The sequence below is a fragment of the Pseudomonas sp. CAM1A genome, from assembly GCF_047501685.1.
Classification (GTDB): domain Bacteria; phylum Pseudomonadota; class Gammaproteobacteria; order Pseudomonadales; family Pseudomonadaceae; genus Aquipseudomonas.
The window spans coordinates 549,080-571,219 of sequence record NZ_JBFNXP010000003.1 but is presented as its reverse complement, the minus strand read 5'-3'; the positions used below and the strand labels follow the sequence as shown (position 1 = coordinate 571,219).

Annotated in this window: 16 protein-coding genes and 2 tRNA genes; 11 read left to right on the top strand and 7 right to left on the bottom strand. The window is 66.7% G+C overall.

The genetic code is table 11. The annotated features are described in order from the left end of the window. The first annotated feature begins 172 nt into the window (after positions 1-172). The 6 genes from ABZO33_RS11035 (at position 173) to ABZO33_RS11010 (ending at position 11,726) form a co-directional block, all read left to right on the top strand. Positions 173-4,150 (top strand): molybdopterin-dependent oxidoreductase, encoded by a 3,978-nt coding sequence (locus ABZO33_RS11035; protein WP_414536053.1) that lies wholly within the window; start codon positions 173-175, stop codon positions 4,148-4,150. A gap of 272 nt (positions 4,151-4,422) precedes the next feature. Further along, the gene (gene nirB, locus ABZO33_RS11030) at positions 4,423-6,975 is read left to right on the top strand and encodes a nitrite reductase large subunit NirB (protein ID WP_414536052.1); all 2,553 of its coding nucleotides are present in this window, start codon (positions 4,423-4,425) and stop codon (positions 6,973-6,975) included. Next, a complete protein-coding gene (gene nirD / locus ABZO33_RS11025) occupies positions 6,975-7,337 on the top strand; it encodes a nitrite reductase small subunit NirD (protein ID WP_414536051.1) in 363 nt (120 codons plus the stop codon). The genes nirB and nirD overlap by 1 nt, the downstream gene beginning before the upstream one ends. A gap of 58 nt (positions 7,338-7,395) precedes the next feature. Next, complete coding sequence (pcaQ, locus tag ABZO33_RS11020) at positions 7,396-8,328, top strand: pca operon transcription factor PcaQ (protein WP_414536050.1); 933 nt, start codon at positions 7,396-7,398, stop codon at positions 8,326-8,328. A gap of 63 nt (positions 8,329-8,391) precedes the next feature. Beyond that, positions 8,392-9,084: a DUF1266 domain-containing protein gene (locus ABZO33_RS11015; protein WP_038705546.1), complete on the top strand. Its 693-nt coding sequence runs from the start codon at positions 8,392-8,394 to the stop codon at positions 9,082-9,084. Next, positions 9,081-11,726, top strand: coding sequence for a molecular chaperone DnaJ (locus ABZO33_RS11010; RefSeq protein ID WP_414536049.1), 2,646 nt, complete (start codon positions 9,081-9,083; stop codon positions 11,724-11,726). The genes ABZO33_RS11015 and ABZO33_RS11010 overlap by 4 nt, the downstream gene beginning before the upstream one ends. Here ABZO33_RS11010 and ABZO33_RS11005 read toward each other — a convergent pair. The 3 genes from ABZO33_RS11005 to ABZO33_RS10995 form a co-directional block, all read right to left on the bottom strand. Then, positions 11,720-13,426, bottom strand: coding sequence for a molecular chaperone HscC (locus ABZO33_RS11005; RefSeq protein ID WP_414536048.1), 1,707 nt, complete (start codon positions 13,424-13,426; stop codon positions 11,720-11,722). The genes ABZO33_RS11010 and ABZO33_RS11005 overlap by 7 nt on opposite strands. Positions 13,427-13,582: 156 nt before the next feature. Continuing rightward, positions 13,583-13,659, bottom strand: a tRNA-Asp gene (locus tag ABZO33_RS11000). A gap of 13 nt (positions 13,660-13,672) precedes the next feature. Next, positions 13,673-13,748 (bottom strand) — tRNA-Val (locus ABZO33_RS10995). 216 nt (positions 13,749-13,964) lie between these two features. Between ABZO33_RS10995 and rdgC the strand changes: the two genes are divergently transcribed. After that, the gene (rdgC, locus tag ABZO33_RS10990; RefSeq protein ID WP_414536047.1) at positions 13,965-14,885 is read left to right on the top strand and encodes a recombination-associated protein RdgC; all 921 of its coding nucleotides are present in this window, start codon (positions 13,965-13,967) and stop codon (positions 14,883-14,885) included. Between the two features lie 4 nt (positions 14,886-14,889). Here the strand turns inward: rdgC and ABZO33_RS10985 are convergent, their stop codons facing one another. Then, positions 14,890-15,342 carry a protein YgfX gene (locus ABZO33_RS10985; RefSeq protein WP_414536046.1) on the bottom strand — a complete coding sequence of 151 codons (453 nt, stop codon included), beginning with the start codon at positions 15,340-15,342 and terminating at the stop codon, positions 14,890-14,892. Further along, positions 15,326-15,580: a succinate dehydrogenase assembly factor 2 gene (locus tag ABZO33_RS10980; protein ID WP_414536045.1), complete on the bottom strand. Its 255-nt coding sequence runs from the start codon at positions 15,578-15,580 to the stop codon at positions 15,326-15,328. The genes ABZO33_RS10985 and ABZO33_RS10980 overlap by 17 nt, the downstream gene beginning before the upstream one ends. Positions 15,581-15,713: 133 nt before the next feature. Between ABZO33_RS10980 and ABZO33_RS10975 the strand changes: the two genes are divergently transcribed. Beyond that, positions 15,714-16,655: a YgfZ/GcvT domain-containing protein gene (locus ABZO33_RS10975; RefSeq protein WP_414536044.1), complete on the top strand. Its 942-nt coding sequence runs from the start codon at positions 15,714-15,716 to the stop codon at positions 16,653-16,655. A 55-nt stretch (positions 16,656-16,710) separates the two neighbouring features. Beyond that, positions 16,711-17,517, top strand: coding sequence for an HDOD domain-containing protein (locus ABZO33_RS10970; protein WP_023632685.1), 807 nt, complete (start codon positions 16,711-16,713; stop codon positions 17,515-17,517). 43 nt (positions 17,518-17,560) lie between these two features. On the opposite strand, the gene ABZO33_RS10965 is transcribed toward ABZO33_RS10970, so the two are convergent. After that, on the bottom strand, positions 17,561-18,940 hold the full coding sequence (locus tag ABZO33_RS10965; RefSeq protein WP_414536043.1) for a sensor histidine kinase: 1,380 nt from the start codon (positions 18,938-18,940) through the stop codon (positions 17,561-17,563). After that, positions 18,933-19,604: a response regulator gene (locus ABZO33_RS10960; RefSeq protein WP_038705540.1), complete on the bottom strand. Its 672-nt coding sequence runs from the start codon at positions 19,602-19,604 to the stop codon at positions 18,933-18,935. Before ABZO33_RS10960 ends, ABZO33_RS10965 begins: the two co-directional genes overlap by 8 nt. 200 nt (positions 19,605-19,804) lie before the next feature. Here ABZO33_RS10960 and ABZO33_RS10955 point away from each other — a divergent pair, with 200 nt between their 5' ends. Both ABZO33_RS10955 and ABZO33_RS10950 read left to right on the top strand, forming a co-directional pair. After that, positions 19,805-21,094, top strand: coding sequence for an OprD family porin (locus ABZO33_RS10955; RefSeq protein WP_414536042.1), 1,290 nt, complete (start codon positions 19,805-19,807; stop codon positions 21,092-21,094). 31 nt (positions 21,095-21,125) lie between these two features. Next, positions 21,126-22,106 carry a Bug family tripartite tricarboxylate transporter substrate binding protein gene (locus ABZO33_RS10950; protein WP_414536041.1) on the top strand — a complete coding sequence of 327 codons (981 nt, stop codon included), beginning with the start codon at positions 21,126-21,128 and terminating at the stop codon, positions 22,104-22,106. The last annotated feature ends 34 nt before the right edge of the window (positions 22,107-22,140 follow it).

Sequence of the window (22,140 nt, the reverse complement as noted above, 5' to 3'; positions counted from 1 at the left end):
CACCGCAGCGACGCGCCCCGCCGTGATATGGCCCGGGATTTGCTGTTCGCATGGCATCGAGGCCATCAACGCCGATGGTTCTCTCTCCACGACGAAGGCGCCGTGTTGCCCCGCTTGCCACTTGCAGGCCGGGCAGCCGGCGCTTTTGTCGTTTGGTCAGCAGGAGATCGTGATGAGCGGCAGTGAAGTGCGCAGTGTTTGCCCGTATTGCGGGGTCGGGTGCGGCATCGTCATGCACGTGAGCGAAGGCAAGATCGTCAAGGTCAGCGGCGACAAGCAGCACCCCAGTAACTTCGGGCGCCTGTGCACCAAAGGGCTGACCGCCCATGTGCCACTGTATGCCGGGCGCATGGCCAACGCGTTCGTCCGTGACCAGCGCAGCCAGCAGCCAGCCCGTCGCCCGCTGGAGACCGCCATCGCCGAGACGGCCAGGCGCCTGCGTACAATCATCGATACCCACGGTGCTGACGCCGTGGCCCTCTATGTCTCTGGGCAGATGTCGCTGGAGGCCCAATATCTGGCTAACAAGCTGGCCAAGGGCTTCATCCGCACCCGCCATATCGAGTCCAACTCACGCCTGTGCATGGCCAGTGCCGGCAGCGGCTACAAGCAATCGCTGGGCGCCGACGGCCCGCCCGGCAGCTATCAGGATTTCGAGCGCGCCGAGGTGTTCCTGGTGATTGGCGCGAACATGGCCGACTGCCACCCGATCCTGTTCCTGCGCCTGCTCGACCGGCTCAAGGCCGGTGCCAGGCTGATCGTCGTCGACCCCCGGCGCAGCGCCACTGCCGACAAGGCCGACCTGTTCCTGCAACTGCGTCCGGGTACCGACCTGGCCCTGCTCAATGGCCTGCTGCACCTGCTGCACGCCAATGGCCATACCGACGCGGATTTCATCGCCCGCCACACCGAGGGCTGGGAGGGCCTGCCGGCGTTTCTCGCGGACTACACCCCCGAACGTGTCGCAGCCATCACCGGGCTGGCCGAGGCCGACATCCGCGAAGCCGCCCGCCTGATCGGCGAGGCGGGCGAATGGATGAGCTGCTGGACCATGGGCCTGAACCAGAGCATCCACGGCACCTGGCACAGCAATGCCCTGTGCAACCTGCACTTGGCCACCGGCGCCATCTGCCGCCCCGGCAGCGGGCCGTTCTCGCTGACCGGCCAACCCAATGCCATGGGCGGCCGCGAGATGGGCTACATGGGGCCGGGCCTGCCGGGCCAGCGCTCGGCGCAGGTGGCGGCTGACCGCGCCTTCGTCGAAGCGCAATGGCAACTGCCCCCCGGCACCCTGCGCAGTGAAGCGGGCGAAGGCACCGTGGCGCTGTTCGAGCAACTCAAGCATGGCGAAGTGAAAGCCTGCTGGATCATCTGCAGCAACCCGGTGGCCAGCGTCGCCAACCGCCAGCAGGTGATCGACGGCCTGCGCCAGGCACAGCTGGTGATCAGCCAGGACGCCTTCCTCGACACCGAGACCAACCGCTACGCCGACATCCTGCTGCCGGCGACGCTGTGGGCCGAGGGCGAAGGGGTGATGATCAACAGCGAGCGCAACCTGACCTTGATGCCCCGCGCCGTCGAGGCGCCCGGCGAGAGCCTCGAGGACTGGCGCCTGATCGCACGCATCGCCTGTGCCCTGGGTTATGCGCACGCCTTCGACTACCCCGACGCCGGAGCGGTGTTCGATGAGATCCGCCGCTTCCACAACGCCGACACCGGCTACGATCTGCGCGGCATCGACTATGCCGACCTGCGCCAGGGCCCGCGGCAGTGGCCAAGCGCGCCGGGTCGCCAGGACGCTCGCAGCCCGCTGCGCTATGTCGCGCCAGACGCACCACAGGCGCCGGTGTTTCCGACGCCCACCGGCAAGGCTCGATTCTTCGCCCGCCCCTGGCTGCCGCCGGCGGAGCTACCCGACGATGCCTTCCCCTTCGTACTCAACACCGGCCGCGTCCAGCACCAGTGGCACACGCTGACCAAGACCGGCCAGGTACCCAGCCTGAACAAGCTGGAGCCCGGCCCTTTTGTCGAGATCCATCCCGACGACGCAAGGCGCCTGGGTATCGCGCCCAAGGACCAGGTGGCGATCCGCTCGCGCCGTGGCCAGGCCGTGCTGCCGGCGCGGCTCAGCGAGCGAGTGCTGCCGGGCAACTGTTTCGCCCCGTTTCACTGGAACGATCTGTACGGCGAGCAACTGGCAATCAACGCAGTGACCTGCGACGCGGTGGACCCAACCTCGCTGCAGCCGGCCTTCAAGCATTGTGCCGTGGCCCTGGAGCGGGTCGCCGGCGAGCGCATCGACACACTTGAACTGACGCTTCCCCCGGAGCCCATCGCCATGTCCACCGCCACCCTGTCCCGCCTGCTCGGCCTGGAGGCTTTGCCGGCGCCGGTTTTGGCCGAGGAAGAGCGCCATTACCTGCAAGGTTTCCTGCTCGGCCTGAGCCAGGCCAGCACCGATAACGTGCCTTGCCTGCCGCCCGCTGCGCCCCTGGCGCCGGAGCGACGCCTGTTCGTCGACGGCCTGCTGGCCGGCCTGTTCGCCCGGCCCGCGCCGGCACCGCAAGCAGCGCTGGAAAGCCCTCGCCACCATGTGCTGTGGGCCTCACAGACCGGCAATGGCGAGCACCTCGCCGAACGCTGCGCCCAACGCCTGCGCGACGCGGGGCTGGTAGTCGCGCTCAGTTGCATGGAGGCGGTCCGCCCATCCCAACTGCGAGGCGCCGCCAGCCTGCTGCTGATCGCCAGCACCTTCGGCGACGGCGATGCGCCGGACAGCGGCACCGCGTTCTGGCGGGCGCTGCAGGACGACGAAGGCGCCAGTTGCGCCACCCTGCCCTACGCCGTGCTGGCCCTGGGCGATTCAAGCTACGACCAGTTCTGCGGCTTCGGCCGCAAGCTCGATCAACGCCTGGCCGACCTGGGCGCCCGGCGCCTGCTGGCCAGGGTCGACTGCGAGCCGGATTGCGAAGCGGCCTTCGGCGCCTGGCTCGAGGCCCTGCTGCCCGAGCTTGGCAGTGCCCCGGCGGCCACCGCCGCAGCACCAGTCACCGTCCGTGGCAAACACCAGCCCTGGCCCGCCACCTTGCGGGAAAACCGCCTGCTCAGCGGCCCGGGTTCCACCAAGGAGACTCGCCAACTGGTCTTCGACCTGTCCGGCAACGGCCTGTGCTATCAACCTGGCGATGCCCTGGGCGTATGGCCACGCAATTGCCCGGACCTGGTCGACGAGCTGCTGGCGCTGATGCAGCTGGAAGGCCAAGCCGAGATCGAACTCAAGGGCCATGCCCCAATGTCCCTGCAAACCGCGCTGGAGCGGCACCTGGACATCACCCAGGTCAGCCGCCAGCAGCTCGAAACCTTCAGCCAGCACGCTCCCGACCTGCAACGCCTGCTGTTGCCGGCATGCAAGGACGAACTCAAGGAATGGCTGTGGGGCCGCCAGCTGGCCGATGTGCTGCGCGAACACCCACAGGCCTTGCCGCTGGGCACCTGGTTGTCGCTGCTCAAACCCTTGCAGCCGCGCCTGTACTCGATCAGCTCCAGCCCCCGGGCTCATCCCGGCCAGGTGCACCTGACCGTGTCCATCGTGCGCCATGGCGAGCGCAAGGGCGTTTGTTCGAGCTTCCTCGCGGACCGGGCAGCGGCGCTGGAGGTGGGGATATTTGCGCAGCCATCGAAGCATTTCCGCCTGCCCGAGGACGACGGGGTGCCCATCGTCATGATCGGCCCCGGTACCGGTATCGCCCCCTTCCGCGCCTTCCTTGAAGAGCGTGAGGTACGCGAGGCAAAGGGGCGCAACTGGCTGTTCTTCGGCGAACAGCATGCCGCCTGCGACTTCTATTACCGCGAACAATTGCAGGCCTGGGAGGCCAGCGGGCATGTGCGCCTGAGCACCGCGTTCTCCCGTGACCAGGCGGAAAAGGTCTATGTGCAGCACCGCCTGCTGGAGCACGGCGCCGAGCTGTGGCACTGGTTGCAGGACGGCGCGCATGTGTATGTCTGTGGCGATGCCCGGCATATGGCCCGGGATGTGGACGCGGCCTTGCGCCAGCTCGTGGCGGAGCACGGTGGCCTGGACGAGACCATGGCAGCGGCATTCGTCGAGAGGTTGGCGCAGGACAAGCGCTACCGGCGGGATGTGTATTGATGCACCACGGTGGTGAGGCTGCACCCTACTTGTGCGACCGCATCACCTGGCCAACTCATGCCCAAAGGTGTCGTGGCATGCTGCAACCCTCGTGGGAGCGGGCTTGCCCCGCGATGGCCGCGAGCCTGGCACATTCCCTGCTTCAACCGATGCACAACAGCCCCAACGACCAACGGCGGTCGACAGGGGCCTCACACTGATGAGTACAGGCAAAGGCGCCTGGAGCTTCGGCTCCAGGCGCCTTTTTCGTTTTCCGTGATCGAGGATCGGCTATGCAGGCAACAGCGAACGAAGCACAACGAGCGCGACTGGTCATCGTCGGCAACGGCATGGTCGGCCATCACTGCGTCGAGCAGTTGATCGAACGCGGCGCCACGGCACACTTCGAGCTGCACGTGTTCGCAGAGGAGCGCCAGCGCGCCTACGACCGGGTGCACCTCTCGGAATACTTCACCGGCAGTTGCGCCGAAACCCTGGCCCTGTGCGACCGCAACTACTATGCGAGCAACGGCGTGCAGCTGCACCTGGGCGAGGCGGTACTGAACATCGATCGCGAACGCCAGGAAGTCATCACCGCCGAAGGCCGCCTCGGCTACGACCAGTTGATCCTGGCCACCGGTTCCTATCCGTTCGTGCCGCCTATCGAAGGCTCCAGCGACAATGCGCGCCTGGTCTATCGCACCCTCGAAGACCTCGACGCGATCCGCGCCGCTGCCGGCAACGCCCGTCGTGGCGTGGTGGTCGGCGGCGGCCTGCTCGGCCTCGAAGCCGCCAACGCCCTCAAGTCGCTAGGCCTGCAAGCGCATGTGGTGGAGTTCGCGCCGCGGCTGATGCCGGTCCAGCTGGATGGCGAGGGCGGCGCGGCGCTCAAGGCGCGCATCGAGGCGCTGGGCGTGGGCGTGCACCTGGCCCGCGCCACCCAATCAATCAGCGCGGGCGAACACTACCGCTACCGCATGAACTTCGATGGCGGCGAACACCTGGAAACCGACCTGATCGTATTCTCCGCCGGCATTCGCCCGCAGGATATCCTGGGCCGCGCCTGCGGCCTGGAGATCGCCCCGCGCGGCGGCGTGGTGATCGACGGTCAATGCCGCTCCAGCGACCCACGCATCTTCGCCATTGGCGAATGCGCTTCGTGGAACGGCAGTGTGTTCGGCCTGGTCGCCCCGGGCTACGCCATGGCGCGTAATCTGGCGGCCCTGGTGATGGGCGAGTCAGCGAGCGAATTCAGCGGCGCCGACATGTCGACCAAGCTCAAGCTGCTGGGTGTGGACGTCGGCTCCATCGGCGATGCCCAGGGCGTCACGCCGGGCGCGCGCAGCTACCGCTTCATCGACGAAGCCACCGCCTCGTACCGGCGCCTGGTGGTCGATGCCAGCGGCAAGCGCGTGCTTGGCGCGGTGCTGGTGGGCGACAACAGCTACTACGACACCCTGCTGCAATACGCCCAGAACGGCATCAAGCTACCGGCCGACCCGGCCGCGCTGATTCTGCCCCAGGGCAGCGGCGCACCGACGCTGGGCGCCGATGCCTTGCCCGACAGCGCGACCATCTGCTCGTGCCACAACGTCAGCAAGGGCGCGGTATGCGCCGCCATCGACAGTGGCTGCAGCGACCTCGCCGCCGTCAAGTCCTGTACCAGGGCGGCCAGCGGTTGCGGCGGTTGCGCGGCGCTGCTCAAGCAAGTGTTCGAGCACGAACTGACTGCCCGCGGCGTGACCGTCGACAAGAGCCTGTGCGAACACTTCGCCTACACCCGCCAGGAGCTCTATGGGCTGGTGCGGGTGGAGGGCATCCGCACCTTCAGCGAGCTGCTCGAACGCCATGGCAAAGGCCACGTGGGTTGCGCCATCTGCAAGCCGGCGGTGGGCAACATCCTCGCCTCGTGCTGGAACCAGCCGATCATGGACCCGGCGCTGGTGCCGCTGCAGGACACCAACGACACCTTCATGGCCAATATGCAGAAGAATGGCACCTACTCGGTGGTGCCGCGCATTCCCGGCGGCGAGATCACCCCGGAAAAACTGATCGTGATCGGCCAGGTGGCAAAGAAGTACGACCTCTATACCAAGATCACCGGCGGCCAGCGCATCGACCTGTTCGGTGCCCAGTTGCACGAGCTGCCGCAGATCTGGGGCGAGCTGATCGCCGCCGGCTTCGAGACCGGGCATGCCTATGGCAAGTCGACGCGCACGGTGAAGTCCTGCGTCGGCAGCACCTGGTGCCGCTATGGCGTGCAGGACAGCGTGGCCATGGCGCTGCGCCTGGAGGACCGCTACAAGGGCCTGCGCGCGCCGCACAAGCTCAAGTTCGCGGTGTCTGGCTGCACCCGCGAATGCGCCGAGGCGCAAAGCAAGGACATCGGTGTGATCGCCACCGACAAGGGCTGGAACCTGTACGTGTGCGGCAACGGCGGCATGCGCCCGCGCCACGCCGAACTGTTCGCCACCGACCTGGACGACGAGACCCTGGTGCGCCTGATCGACCGCGTGCTGATGTTCTACATCCGCACCGCCGACAAACTGCAGCGCACCTCGGTGTGGCGCGAGGGCCTCGAAGGCGGGCTCGACTACCTCAAGCAGGTGGTGATCGACGACAGCCTGGGCCTGGCCCGCGAACTCGAGACGCAGATGCAGCAGGTGGTCGACCGTTACGAATGCGAATGGGCCAACGCCTTGGGCGATCCGGAAAAGCTCAAGCGCTTCCGTACCTTCGTCAATGACCAACGCGCCGATCCGGATGTGCACTTCGTGCGCGAACGTGGCCAACGCCGGCCGGCGGCGCCCCTGCAGCTGATTCCCACCCATGAGGAGGCAATGTGATGAACCTGTCCAACACGGCTGTAGCAACTGAAACCCGCTGGCAGGCGGTGTGCCGGGCCAGCGACCTGGTCGCCGACTCCGGCGTGGTGGTGTGGCATGAGGGCGAGCAGGTCGCGCTGTTCTACCTGCCGGGGCGGGATCGACAGGTCTACGCGCTGGAAAACCGCGATCCGCGCTCCGGCGCCAATATCATCGGACGCGGGCTGGTGGCCAGCCTGCAGGGCGAACTGGTAGTTGCGGCGCCACTCTACAAGCAGCATTTTTGCCTGCACGACGGGCGCTGCCTGGAGGACCCGACACAGGCTTTGCGAGTGTGGACCGCGCGCCTGAGCGGCGCCGAAGTCGAACTGGCCCGTAGCTGATGCTGGAACGGAGCAACCAGACGTTGCAGGTCTGGCCCGCACGGATACACTGCCGGGCATGAACCTCGATACCCGCATCAAGTTCCGGCACCTGCTGTGCTTCCTGGAGATTGCCCGACAAGGCAGCCTGGCCAGGGCCGCCGATGTGCTGGCGATCAGCCAGCCAGCGATCTCCAAGACGCTCAAGGAGCTGGAGGATCTGCTGGAAGCTCGCCTGTTCGAGCGCAGCCACCAGGGCGTCGCCCTGACCCCGGCCGGTACCCGTTTCATGCGCTATGCCGGCCCCAGCGTCCAAGCGCTGCGTGACGGGGTCGGCAGCGTCCGGGGCGAGGCGCGGGCGCCTTCCCAGGTACGCATCGGCGTGCTGTCGACAGTCGAAGGGCTGCTGATGCCCGAGGTGCTGTGCCGCCTGCACCAGCAGCACGAGGCATTGGTAATCAGCGTGGTGACCGGGGCCAGCGCCCAGCTGCTTGGGCAGTTGCACCTTGGCGAACTGGAACTGGTGATCGGTCGCATGACCGACAGCCCGCAGATCCAGGGATTGTCGTTCGAGCACCTGTACAGCGAGTCGATGACCCTGGTGGTGCGGCCTGGGCATCCGCTGCTGGCGGCCCAGCCCATTGACCACAGGCAGGTCGGTGCCTATCCATTGGTGCTGCCACCGCCCGGCACGACCATTCGCCAGCACGCTGACAGCTTGTTCGTGCAATGCGCCATCCCGCTGCCGGCACAACGCCTTGAAACCCTGTCGCTAGCCCTGAGCAGGCGCTACGTGCTGGGCAGCGAGGCGGTCTGGGTGGCCCCGCGCGACGCCGTGCTGATCGACCTGGGGCGGGGAGAACTGGCCGAACTCGACCTGGGCGTGCGCGAACCGGGCGGCTCGGTGGGGATCTGCCGCAATGCCGCCTTGGCACAGAGCCTGCCGGCGCAGTGGGTGTGCGAGGTACTCCGGGAGGTGGCCGAAGCTTACCGGCTTGGGACATACCCCTGACAACCCAGCCCGCGGATTCCTATACAATCCACGCCAGTTCCCAGCGCCCCCAGGACCCCTTTCATGGACGAAACCGCGCAGCACTGGCTGCATGCCCTCTCCGCCCCCATGGCCGCCCTCAACGGCGCCAGCTACACCGCCCCCGACTATTTCGAAGGGGAAGACCAGACCGATCTGGAACGCTGGTGGGGGATCAGCGACCGCGCCCAGTTGCTGGACATGCTGAACATGGCCGACAACGGCCACGCCACCGAAATGAGCGAAGCCTACTGGCAGTACCAGCGCTGCCTGCCCAGCCAGTGGCAGGCCCTGCTCGACACCCTGCCGCCACGCGAACGCATCCGCCACGAATACGCCGCCCGCACCTTCCCCGACTGTGGCCCGGGCGGCACCCGGGCCTGGGACCTGGGGCGCATGAGCTTCCTGCTGCGCGCCGGGGTCAAGAAAGGCCTGATCGATCGTGACGAAAGCCTCTACCTGCACTACCGCCTGGCGCTGCGCGCCCGCCACTACTACAACCGCTGGGACTGCTACCTGGCCGGCTACCTGTTCGGCAAGGCGCTGTGGAATGTCAGCGACAGCAGTGACGAGACCCTGGCCGCCGATCTCGAGCGCCAGGGCAGCGAGCACTGGAACCGCTGCATCTTGCTTAACCTGCGTCTCGGCGCCCATGAGTTGCTGGCCGGGCTGCCCTGGGACATGGACCTGCCGGAGCCGGCGCGCCCCGCCACCCTGGAAGAGGACTGCTGGTCATGAGTTGCTGGATTCGCCTGGGGATCGAACCGACCCAGGACCTGGACGCCATCCGCCTGGCCTACCGCGGCCGCCTGCCCGCGCACCACCCGGAAACCGACCCGGAAGGTTTCCAGGCCCTGCGTGCAGCCTACGAAGAAGCGCTGCGCCTGGCCCGCGAGGAGGAAACCCGCGAGGCCGAGCCAAGGAGCGCCGAGGACACTCCCCATCCGGCGCTGCAGCACTTCCATCGCCTGCTCGAGGAGCCGTCCCTGCGCTTCGACCCGCAAGCCTGGCAGGGCTACATCGCCGAGCTGGACGAACTGCCACTGGACGAACTGGACGACCTCGGCTGGCAGCTGCTGCACACCCTGCGCGACTGCGGGCCGCTGTCCCATCACTGCGCGGGCCTGCTGGCCCGGCGCCTGGGCTGGGCCGAGCAGTTGCTGCGCCGGGACAACCCCCACGAGCTGGAAGCCTTCCTCGACCGTCTCGCGCAGCCGGATCCCTTCGATACCGCCTGCATGCGCGACTGGCCAGCCCCGGCGCAGATGGAGAGCCTGTGGTATTTCCGCAGCCTCGAATATTGCTACCAGCACCGCCCATTGTTCGAGTACGAGCAGTTCGCCAGCGTGCATACCTGCCTGGCGATCCCGGACGATCCGGCGCTGATTCAGCGCCTGCTGGTGCAGTTCAGCCAGGCCGGCATCGCCAGCCGCACCTTCCATGGTCTCCTCCAGGCACAACAGGGGCAAACCCCGGACGATGCCGACCTGCTCTACCTGCTGGCCCGCCAGGCCGATGCCCTGGGGGCCGAGCAACAAGCCCTGGACTGCTGGTTGCGGCTGTACCGCCAACACCAGCATCCACAGGCCGAGCGCTGGCTGATCGACCTCTGTGCCCGCCATCAGCCCCAGCGCCTGCCCTTGCTGATCCAGGCCTTCGACCGCCTGCACACGCCAGCCGGCTGGCCTCAAGACCTTGGCGACCCGGCCCAGGCATGGGGTAGCCCGGGGCAGTCCCCACAGACCTTGGCGCGCTGGTCCGAAGCCTCGCGCCTGGGGCTGGACGGCATCGCCAGCACCTTCGTCGACTGGCAACTGGACGGCGACGACGAACTGCCGCTGCTGGCCTGGCTGCTGCAGGAGCAGCCGGAGCAAAATCTGCACCGCTTGTATTGGCATGCCTGGGCCCTGCAGCGCGGCGAGGCCGGTTTGCTGCGCCTGGTCCTCGCCCAGCCACCGGCCGAGGACGCCCTCGACGCGCTGATCCTCGAGGGCTTCCAGCGCCAGGCGAGCCAGCAGCTGCATTGGCTCGATCAGGCTCCTGTGGTCCAGGCGCTGACACAGCTCAGCGCCAGCGATGATCCGGCGGCTACCTTGCCCGAGGTGTTGACCGAGGATGCCATTCGCCCGGTCTGCCGCGAATGGCTGCGGCGCATGCGGGTCTACCCGGCCCATGCCCTGCACACGCTCAACCGGCAGTTCGACATGCGCCGCCTGTTCACCACGCCGTTCGGCCTGCAACTGCAGGACCGCCTGGCCGAGGCCGGAATACTCCTGCCCCCAATGCCCGAGGGCGAGGCACTGTGGCAGTGGCACCGCCAGCAGCTGTTCATGCTGGCCATGCTGGAGCAACCTTCACGTTGGCTGGCACTGATCGAGCCGGCCTTGCCCGGGCAGTTGCACTACCCGACCGAACACCCGTTCGCTCCGACACACGTCCTGCTCTGTCAACTGCTGACCAGCCCCGAAGGCGCCAGTGGGCTGCTCGGCAGCCTGGATATCCGCGACCCGGTACAAGCCCTGATCTCGGCACGCCTGCTGACCTTGCAGCAGGCGCTCAACAGCACGCGCCTGCCCAACGCCGCGCAACTGCTGGCTTGCCTGGACAACGACGACGGCGGGCTGCGTACCGATTATCCGCTGGGCTACCTGCTGTTCTGCGCAGTGCTGCACCACGATCCGTCGCTGGACGAGCCACAGCGCTGCGCGTTGCGCGACCGCATGCAGGCGCTGGACCTGCACGACGACTGGTTCGAGGCACTGCGCCGTGGGCTACTGGACGGCCAGGCCAAGCACCCGCCGGCTGCCGCGGTACGCGCGCAAGGCCTCGACAGTCGCACGGTCGACGAAGTGCTGGATGCGCTGCACAGCCTGCTGAACACTTGCACCCCGCCCAAGACCCGGGTGCTGCGCGCCCTGCAAAAGGTCAAGGACGACCCGGAACAGGACCCCGGCCTGCGCTGCGCGATCATGGCCGTGCTGGTATGGAGCGAACGCCTGCTGCTGGACATGATCGAGGAGCCGCCGGCGCCGATGTGGGCGTTCTGGAAGCTCAAGAGTCGACTGAACCGCACGGGCCTGGCCGTGCACGTGGCAATCATCGCCTTGGGCGCCAGCCTGATGCTGCATATTCCGGCGATGATGGTGGCGATCAGCGTCCTGTCGATCAGCGGCTTCCTGCGTCGCCTGCGCGACCTCGGCCACGGCGTGCCGGCACTGCTGCTGGTGATGGTGCTGACCCGCGTGCTGCCGTTCTCGTCACTGGTGCTGCTGGGCCTGCCCGGCGACAAGCTGCCAAACCGTTACGGCCCGGTACCGGGCAAAGGGCAGCCGCTGGAGGGTGGCCTGCAGGCCACCCTGCGCCGGCTCAACGCTCAGTAACGCAGCTCGTCGAGCGCCTGGCTCAATGCCTGGCGCTCACGGCTGATCTCGCCGGCCTGCTGCCCGGCCAGCACGGCATTGAAGGCGTCCAGCCAGCTGCCGATCAGCTCGCGCTCATCGCCCAGGCTCTGCATCCAGGCTCGCTCCAGGCGGGCGAGCAAGGTGCGGTTGGGCAGCGTGTCACGTGGGTGGATCTTCAATTTTGCCAGGCGCTCCTCACTGGCCTGGCGTGCCTGCGCATCCAGCCCGGTGGGGCTGCGGTCGATACTGTGGCTGTGCTTCTGGCCGCTCTCGAGGAAGGTCACGTCCACTTCCAGCAGGCCATTGATGTCGTAGCTGAAGCGCACGTCCAGCGACTGGATCTCGCCGGTCGGCTGCAACGGAATTTCGAAACTGTCCACCAGGATGTTGTCCCGCACCCAGGGCCGCTCGCCCTGGTACACGGCGATACGCACGAACTTCTGTTCCGGGTGGCTGCTGTAGAAACGCTGCACCTTGGACGTGGGGATGATCGTATTGCGCTCGATGATCGGCGAGAAGGCGCCGGTGACATCCTCGCCACGGGACGAGGCCACGCCGAGGGTGTAGGGGCAGACATCGGTCAGGATCAGTTCGTCGATGGCCGCGTCGCGGGCCTTGCACGCCGCCTGGCTGGCGGCGCCGAGGGCGACGATGGTATCCGGGTCCAGGTGCCGGTACGGCAGGCGGCCAAACAGCTTGGCCACCAGTTGCTGCACCTGCGGCATGCGCGTGGCGCCGCCGACCAGCACCAGGCTGTCCAGCTCGCGCGGGCTCAAGCGGGCATCGCGCAGGGCCTGTTCGATGGGAGTGCGTACCCGGGCCAGCAAGGGTGCCCAGATCGCCTGCAGCTTCTGGTCGTCCAACTGCCACTCGCGGGGCTGGCCATCCATGCTCCAGGCAAAGGTGCGACTGCCCTCGCCCACTTCGCACTTGAGCTGCTCGATGGCGTCGTGCAGGCTGGCCAGGGCCTGGGGTTCCAGATCTTCGGCCTTGAGGTTCCAGTCACGCAGGCAGGCCTGCAGCAGCGCCTCGGTGAAATCCTCACCGCCCAGGTAGTTGTCTCCGGTAGAGGCATGCACCTCGATCAACGGCAGGGCGTACTCCAGCACCGTAACGTCGAAAGTGCCGCCGCCCAGGTCGAACACCAGGGTGCGCTCGAACTTCTGCTCATGCAGGCCGTAGGCCATCGCGGCGGCGGTGGGTTCGTTGATCAGCCGCTGGACCTTGAGCCCGGCCAGTTCGGCCGCGAATACCGTGCGTTTGCGCTGCTCGTCGCTGAAATAGGCCGGCACCGAGATCACCGCCTCGCTCACCGGGCAGCCCAGATAGGCCTCTGCATCCTGCTTGAGCGAACCCAGCACCAGCGCCGACAGCTCTTCAGGGGTGAAACGGTGTTCGCCCAAGGCGTAACGCTTGTCGCTGCCCATGAAACGCTTGAACGCCGCGGCGCTACGTTGCGGGTGCGTGGTCAGGCGCGCCCGGGCGGCCTGGCCGACGAGGATGCTGCCATCGTCATCGACGCTGACCACCGATGGCGTCAGCACCTCGCCCAGGGCATTGGCGATCAGCCGCGCTTCGCCATCCTGCCAGACGGCGATCAGGCTGTTGGTGGTACCCAGGTCGATTCCCAGCAAGGGAGTGGCGTGTGTCGGAGCGGGAGAGAGGCTGGCATCCTGCATGGTCGGTCTCTTGCTTGCGGTAGGAACCGACGCAAGGCCTGCTGGCCACTTGCGGCGGACAGGGGATTCTGACGCAATGCCAGAAACAAAAAAAGCGACCCTAAGGTCGCTTTCTCTGTTGCTTCCGGGTGTTCAGTGGGCCCTGGAAGCTTAATATGGCGCGGCGGACGGGACTCGAACCCGCGACCCCCGGCGTGACAGGCCGGTATTCTAACCGACTGAACTACCGCCGCGCTATACATCGAGTGGTGGGTGATGACGGGATCGAACCGCCGACCCTCTGCTTGTAAGGCAGATGCTCTCCCGGCTGAGCTAATCACCCTTCGTCTCGGTGTGGCGCGCATTCTACGGAGGACCTCCTACCCTGGCAAGCACTTTTTTCAAAAAATTTGAAAAAAATTTCCAGGCCTTTCAAAGACCTAGCCGCGCCGCGATTTTCTTCCTCTATATAGGACTGCTGGCCCTCTGACAGGGTTGGCCTGGAACCGCTGCTCGGAGAATAATGCCCGCCTTATGTATTAAGGAGAGATTCCCCCTCATGTGGTTCAAGAACCTGCTGTCCTATCGCCTGACCCAGGAAGTACCGTTCGAGGCCGAGGCCCTGGAGGCCGCCCTGGCCAGCAAGCCGGCCCGCCCCTGCGCCAGCCAGGAACTGACCACCTACGGTTTCGTCGCACCGTTCGGCAAGGGCGAGGATGCCCCCCTGGTTCACGTCAGTGGCGAATTCATGCTGATCGCCGCACGTAAAGAAGAGCGCATCCTGCCCAGCAGCGTGGTCAACGACGCGGTCAAGGAGAAAGTCGAAGAGATCGAGGCCGAGCAGATGCGCAAGGTCTACAAGAAGGAACGCGACCAGATCAAGGACGAGATCATCCAGGCCTTCCTGCCGCGCGCGTTCATTCGTCGCTCGATGATCTTCGCCGCCATCGCCCCGCGCCTGGGCATGATCCTGGTCAACTCGGCCAGCGCCAAGCGCGCCGAAGACCTGCTGTCGACCCTGCGTGAAGTGATCGGCTCGCTGCCGGTACGCCCGGCCACCGTGAAAATCGCGCCAAGCGCGACCATGACCGACTGGGTCAAGTCGCAACAGGCCGCCGAAGGCTTCTATGTGCTCGACGAGTGCGAACTGCGCGACACCGCCGAAGACGGCGGCATCGTGCGCTGCAAGCGTCAGGACCTGACCGGCGAGGAAATCCAGCTGCACCTGAGTACCGGCAAGGTGGTCACCCAGCTGGCCCTGGCCTGGCAGGACAAACTGTCGTTCGTGCTCGACGACAAGATGGTGATCAAGCGCCTGAAGTTCGAGGAGCTGCTGCAAGAGCAGGCCGAGCAGGATGGTGGCGACGAAGCCCAGCAACAGTTCGACGCCAGCTTCCTGCTGATGATGATGACCTTCAGCGAGTTCCTGCCGGTGCTGTTCGAAGCACTCGGCGGCGAAGAGATCCCGCAGGGGGTCTGACCCTTCAGGCCGGCGCGGCCCAGCGGCGCCGGCTGAACTTCAGCCGCACCCGCAGCCTTCGATGCTGTTCCTGCGCCAGGGCGTCCTTGGGGATGCACTGGCTCTGGCTGAACCATTGCCCCTTGCGCACGAAGCGCAGCACTACCACCGCAGGCAAGGCAACGCTGTCACGGCACAGGCGCGCCGGCTGCCAGCCCCGGGCACGACTGTATATATGCCAGCCACGCGGCTCACGACGCAGGCCGGTGACGGCACCAGGGTGGGACAGCAGAATCCGGCGGGGGATGGCCCAGCAGGCGTGGGCAAGGCAGGCAATGACCAGCAGGCCCTTTAGCCAACCGGGCAACGCGACCACAACGCCAGCGATGAGCGCCAGCGTCAGGCAGGCGAGGTAGGCCGCCAGCAGCAGGCGTGAGCCCTGCCAACGGCACTCGAAACAATCACTTGGGCTGGACACGGTCCAGGATGATGCGGACCATGCGCTGCAGCTCCGGATCTTCGGACTCGTTGCGCTCCATGAACCAGCCGAACATGTCCTGGTCCTCGCAGGTCAGCAGGCGACGGTACAGCTCGCGGTCCGCTTCGCTCAGGCTCGGGTAGACTTCCTGGGTGAACGGTACCAGCAGCACGTCCAGTTCCAGCATGCCGCGACGGCTGTGCCAGAAAAGCCGATTGAGTTCAGTTTGTTCGACCATGGGGCCCTCCTCGAATGGTCGCGCAGTATACCGCGCAGCGAATGAAGCGGCACAAGGCGTTGGTCTACTCACCTACCTATTTTGTTACCGGCGTTCTATGATGGCCGCCAGTCTTTAGCTACCGCGATGACCCATGGCCGATTCCGCTTTCTTCTGTTCCCTCTCCCATGAGGGCATCCTCGCCGTCCGCGGCTCCGACGCCGGCAAGTTCCTGCAGGGTCAACTGACCTGCAACATCAGCTACCTCAGCGAAGCCCATGCGAGCCTTGGTGCTCGCTGCATGGTCAAGGGCCGTATGCAGTCGAGCTTCCGTATCCTGCCCGAGGGCAACGGCTACCTGCTGGCCATGGCCAGCGAGCTGCTCGAGGCGCAGTTGGCCGACTTGAAGAAGTACGCGGTGTTCTCCAAGGCCACGCTGAGCGACGACAGCGCCGCCTGGACGCGCTTCGGCCTGCAGCACGGCGACGCGGCCCTGCAGGCACTGAGCCTGAGTGTGGCGGACGAGGCCGGCGCGACCGCGCGTCATGATGGCCTGATCGCCGTCCGCGCCTCGACCGGCCGGGTCGAACTGTGGGTGCCTGCCGACCAGGCTGGCGCGGTTCGCGAGAAGCTGGCCGCGACGCTGCCCGAGGGCACACTCAACGACTGGCTGCTTGGCCAGGTGCGCGCCGGCATCGGCCAGGTCATGGGCCCGACCCGCGAGCTGTTCATTCCGCAGATGATCAACCTGCAGGCCGTCGATGGCGTGAGCTTCAAGAAGGGCTGCTACACCGGCCAGGAGATCGTCGCCCGCATGCAGTACCTGGGCAAGCTCAAACGCCGCCAGTATCGCCTGGCGCTGGCCGAGACAGCGGTACCCGAGCCTGGCGCCGAGATCTTCTCGCCAACCCATGGCTCGTCGGTCGGCGAGGTGGTGATCGCTGCCAGCAGCGGCAGCGCCGTCGAACTGCTGGCCGTGCTCAGCGCCGATGCGGTGACGGACGACAACCTGCACCTGGGCAGCCTCGAAGGCCCGCGCCTGACGCTGCTCGACCTGCCTTACGAACTGGACCGCGACCGGGAAATCCAGCGCTGACCAGCCCGCCCCGGCTTCACGCCGGGGCTGCACCACCTTTGCCGTAGAGAAGTCCATGAACAAGCTGGCCGAGAAGGTCCAAGCGCAATTGCTCGCCGCCATCGACCGGGACGACCTGGTCCTGCCGACGCTTCCGGAAGTTGCCCTGAGCATTCGCGAAGCCGCCGAAGACAGCGAGATCAGCGTGTCCGCCTTGAGCAAGGTGATCGGCCGCGACGCCGCCCTGTCGGCGCGCCTGATCAAGGTGGTCAACAGCCCGCTGCTGCGCGCCGCCGTCGAAGTCACCGACCTGCATACCGCGATCACCCGCCTGGGCATCAACTACAGCTGCAACCTGGCCATCGGCCTGGTGATCGAGCAGATCTTCCATGCCCGCGCCCCGGCGGTCGAACACAAATTGCGCGATATCTGGGCCAACAGCCTGGATGTGGCAGGCATCAGCTATGAACTGTGCCGACGCTACACCCAGCTCAAGCCCGACCAGGCCACCCTCGGCGGCCTGGTGCACCAGATCGGCGCGTTGCCGGTGCTGATCTATGCCGAGGAGCACAACGAGTTGCTCTCCGACCCGATCTGCCTGCATTTCGTGATCGAACAGATCCAGCCGGTGCTGGGCGACAAGATCCTCAGTGCCTGGGAGTTCCCCGAGCAGCTGGTCAACCTGCCCAGCCAGGTGCAGGACCTGGACCGGCGCACCGACCAGATCGACTACATCGACATCGTCCAGATCGCCCGTTGCATCAGCCAGCGCGAGCGCAGCCGGCCACTGGCCGCCCTGCCCGCCTACCGGCACCTGGGGCTGCCCTATGGCACCGAGCTGGATATCGCCGAACTGCTGGATGCGCGGAGCATGTTGCGCTGAATCGACAGGGCTGATCGCGGGGCAAGCCCCGCGACAGCTGACATCAATCCGCAATAAAACTCACCCGCACCTTCAACCCGCCGCGCTCGCCGTCATGCAGGCTGATCTGTGCCAGGTGCGCACGGCAGATCTCGCCGACGATGGCCAGCCCAAGCCCGCTGCCCTGGGCGCTGCGCCGGTAGAAGCGCTCGAACACCCGCTCACGCTCATCCTCGGGAATCCCCGGCCCATCGTCCTCGACTTCGAGTACCGCCGGCGCCAGCACCCGCAGCACAACGTCACCGCCTGGCGGGGTGTGGGCCAGGGCATTGTCCACCAGGTTGCTGAGCAGTTCGTTGAGCAAGGTTGGCTCGCCCTTGAGCCACACCGGCGCCTCGGCCTCCAGCGCCAGGGCAACGCCGCGGGCATGGGCCAGCGGCGCCATGGCCATGCCCAGCTCGCGGGCCAGCTGGCTCAGGTCCAGGCGCTGGGCACCGCCCTCGGCGATGGCTCGGGCGCCGTTCTCCACCCGCGCCAACGACAGCAGCTGGTTGGCCAGGTGGGTGAGTCGGTCCGTGCCCTGGGCTGCCGCCTCCAGGGTCTTGCGCCATTCTTCCGGCTCCCGTGAGCGCAGGCCCAGCTCGACCCGTGCCTTGAGCGCCGCCAACGGCGTGCGCAGCTCGTGGGCGGCATCGGCGATGAACTGCGCCTGGCGCTCGAACTGGCCACGCAGCCGCTCGGTGAAATGGTTGAGGGCACGCACCAGCGGCCCCAGTTCGCGCTGCACCTGCACCACCGGCAAGGCGCGCAGATCGTCCGGCTGGCGCTCCTCCACCGCCGTACGCAAGCGCTCCAACGGGCGCAGGGCGGCGCTCACCGCGAACCACACCATCACCAGCGCGCCGAAGGCCAGCATCCCCAGGCGCAGCAGGGTGTCGGCCATCAGCCCGCGGGCCATGCGCACCCGCGCCTCCTCGGTCTCGGCCACGCGGATCTCGGCCATGCCGTTCATGTTCGGTTCGCTCACCGCCTTGAGCAGGCTGACCACACGCACGTCCTGGCCCAGGTAGGTGGCATTGTAGAAACGCGCCAGCGCCGGGTAGTCGTCGGTGCGCGGCGTGCCCGGCGGTGGCGGCGGCAGGTGCTCGTAGCCGGAGATAAGCTTCTGGTGGATGTCCAGCACTTGGTAGTAGATGCGCCCGGCGCTGTCATAGGCGAAGGTGTCCAGGGCCACGTAGGGCACGTCGGCGCTGAGGGTGCCGTCGCGCTGCGACAGGCCGGCGGCGATGGTCCGCGCCGACGCCAGCAGGGTCCGGTCATAGGCGGTGTCGGCGGCTTCGCGGCCATTCCAGTAAGCGCTCAGGCCGCTGGCCAGCATCAGCACCACCAGCAGCAGCGCCAGGTTGCCCAGCAGGCGCCCGCGCAGGCTGCCGTTGTCACGCATCGCGGTGCTCGAGCAGGTAGCCCAGGCCACGGAAGGTGACGATGGCCACCGGGTGACCGTCGAGCTTCTTGCGCAGGCGGTGGATGTAGATCTCGATGGCGTCGGGGCTGGCCTCCTCGTCGAGGCCGAACACCTGGGCCGCCAGCTGCTCCTTGCTCATCACCCGGCCGGGGCGGGCAATCAGTGCCTCGAGCACGCTCTGTTCGCGCTGGGTCAAGGTCAGCGGCTCGCCGTCCAGGCCGAAGCGCCGGGTATCCAGGTCATAGACCAGCGGGCCACAACGCTGCTGACGCTCGCCGCCGAGCACGCTGCGCCGCAACAGGGCCTTGACCCGCGCCTCCAGCTCGGTCAGCTCGAAGGGTTTGGCCAGGTAGTCATCGGCGCCGAGGTTCAGCCCATGCACCCGATCTTTCACATCGCTGCGGGCGGTGAGCATCAGCACCGGCAGGGTCTTGCCGCGCCCGCGCAGGCGCGCCAGCACTTCGAAGCCGTCCATGCGCGGCAGGCCGACATCCAGCACCGCCACGGCATAGTCCTCGCTGGCCAGGGCCAGGTCGGCGGCCACGCCGTCATGCAGCACGTCCACGGTCAGGCCCTGGCTCTTGAGGGCCTGGGCCACGCTTTCGGCCAGTTGCAGATGGTCTTCGACCAGCAGCACACGCATCGGATTCTCCCTGTTCGGCTGGGCTTTTTGCGCGGAGTGTAACCCCGTGGCGAGTGCTGTGAAGCCCTCGCAACAAACCTTTCACGCTGAAAGGTTAGCGAAAGGTTGGTTGCCTAGCATCGCACCACGGCTGCCCCGCGCGCCGCAAAAAGCACCAGCAAGGTGCAAACACATAAGAACAATAAATGGAGTCACCGACGATGCTGTCCATGCAGCCGCAGGCGCACGCGCCTATCCGTTCCCTCGCCGCCCGACCTTCCGCACTCGCCAGCGCCTTCGCCCTTGCCGGTGTCGCGCCCATGAGCCAGGCCGCCTTTTTCGAAGACAGCACGGCCACCTTCGAAACCCGCAACATGTACTTCAACCGCGACTTCCGCGACGGCACCAGCGCGCAGCAATCCAAGCGCGACGAATGGGCCCAGGGTTTCATGCTCAACTTCGAGTCCGGCTATACCGAAGGCACCGTGGGCTTCGGCCTGGATGCGCTGGGCATGCTCGGGGTCAAGCTCGACTCCAGCAAGGACCGCACCGACACCGGCCTGCTGCCGACCCACGACAACGGCAAGGCTGCCGACGAATACTCCAAGCTCGGCCTGACCGGCAAGGTCAAGGTCTCGCAGACCGAACTGAAGGTCGGCACGCTGATTCCCGAACTGCCCACCTTGCAGCCCAACGACGGGCGCATCCTGCCGCAGACCTTCGAAGGCGGCCTGGTCACCTCGAAGGAGATCAAAGGCCTGACCTTCACCGGCGCCCGTCTGGAAAAAGCCAAGGACCGCAACGACACCAACTGGGAAGACCTGGCCCTCAACAACAAGAACAGTCGCTTCGGCGGCACCTTCAGCGCCGACCATTTCGACACCGGCGGCCTGGACTACCAGTTCACCGACCGCATCACCGGCAGCTACCACTTCGCCCAACTCGACGACATCTATCGCCAGCACTTCATCGGCCTGCTCGCCACCCAGCCATGGGGCCCGGGCACCTTCGGCGCCGACCTGCGCCTGGCGATCAGCGACGATGCTGGCGCGGCCAAGGCCGGCAAGATCGACAACACCACCTTCAACGGCATGCTCAGCTACACCCTGGGCGGGCACAAGGTCAGCGGCGCCTGGCAGCAGCTCTCCGGCGACAGCGCGTTCCCTTATGTCGATGGCGCCGACCCCTACCTGGTCAACTTCGTCCAGATCAACGACTTCGCAGGCGCCGACGAGCGCTCCTGGCAGGCGCGCTACGACTACAACTTCGCCGCCCTCGGCATCCCCGGCCTGACCTTCATGACCCGCTACATCAGCGGCGACAACGTCAGCCGCGCCGCCGGAGGCGAGGGCAAGGAGTGGGAACGCAACACCGAACTGAAGTACGTGGTACAAAGCGGCCCGTTGAAAAACGTCGCCGTGCGCCTGCGCAACGCCACCTTCCGCTCCAACTTCGCCCGCGACGCGGACGAGGTGCGGCTGCTGGTGAGCTACAGCGTGGCTCTGTGGTAACCCATAACAACAACGCTCACGGAGATAGACGATGACTTTTTCACTGCGCCGCCTCGTCCTGGCCACCGGCTGCCTGCTGCTGGCCGGCAACGCCCTGGCCGCCGAACCGAAACGCCCCGAATGCATCGCCCCGGCCTCGCCCGGCGGCGGTTTCGACCTGACCTGCAAGCTGGTGCAAAGCGCCCTGGTCAACGAGAAGATCCTCAGCAAGCCCATGCGCGTGACCTACATGCCCGGCGGCGTCGGCGCGGTAGCCTACAACGCCGTAGTTGCCCAGCGCCCGGCCGACGCTGGCACGCTGGTGGCCTGGTCCAGCGGCTCGCTGCTGAACCTGGCCCAGGGCAAGTTCGGCCGCTTCGACGAGAACGCAGTGAAATGGCTGGCGGCGGTCGGCACCAGCTATGGTGCCATCGCGGTGAAGAGCGACTCGCCCTACAAGACCCTCGATGACCTGGTCGCGGCCCTGAAGAAGGACCCGAGCAAGGTGGTGATCGGCTCGGGTGGCACCGTCGGCAGCCAGGACTGGATGCAGACCGCGCTGATCGCCAAGGCCGCCGGCATCAACCCACGCGACCTGCGCTACGTGGCCCTGGAAGGCGGCGGCGAGATCGCCACCGCGCTGCTCGGCGGGCATATCCAGGTGGGCTCCACCGATATTTCCGACTCCATGCCGCACATCCAGAGCGGCAACATGCGCATCCTCGCGGTGTTCTCCGAGAACCGCCTGGACGAGCCGGAGATGAAAGACATCCCCACCGCCAAGGAGCAGGGCTACGACATCGTCTGGCCGGTGGTGCGCGGTTTCTACCTCGGGCCGAAGGTCAGCGACGAGGACTACGCCTGGTGGAAGGCCTCGCTCGACAAGCTGCTGGCCTCCGAGGAGTTCGCCAAGCTGCGTGACCAGCGCGAACTGTTCCCGTTCGCCATGACCGGCGAAGAGCTGGACGGCTATGTGAAGAAGCAGGTGGCGGACTACAAGGCACTGGCCCGCGAATTCGGGCTGATCCAGTAAGCCACCCTGGCATCGTTCTCGTGGGAGCGGGCTT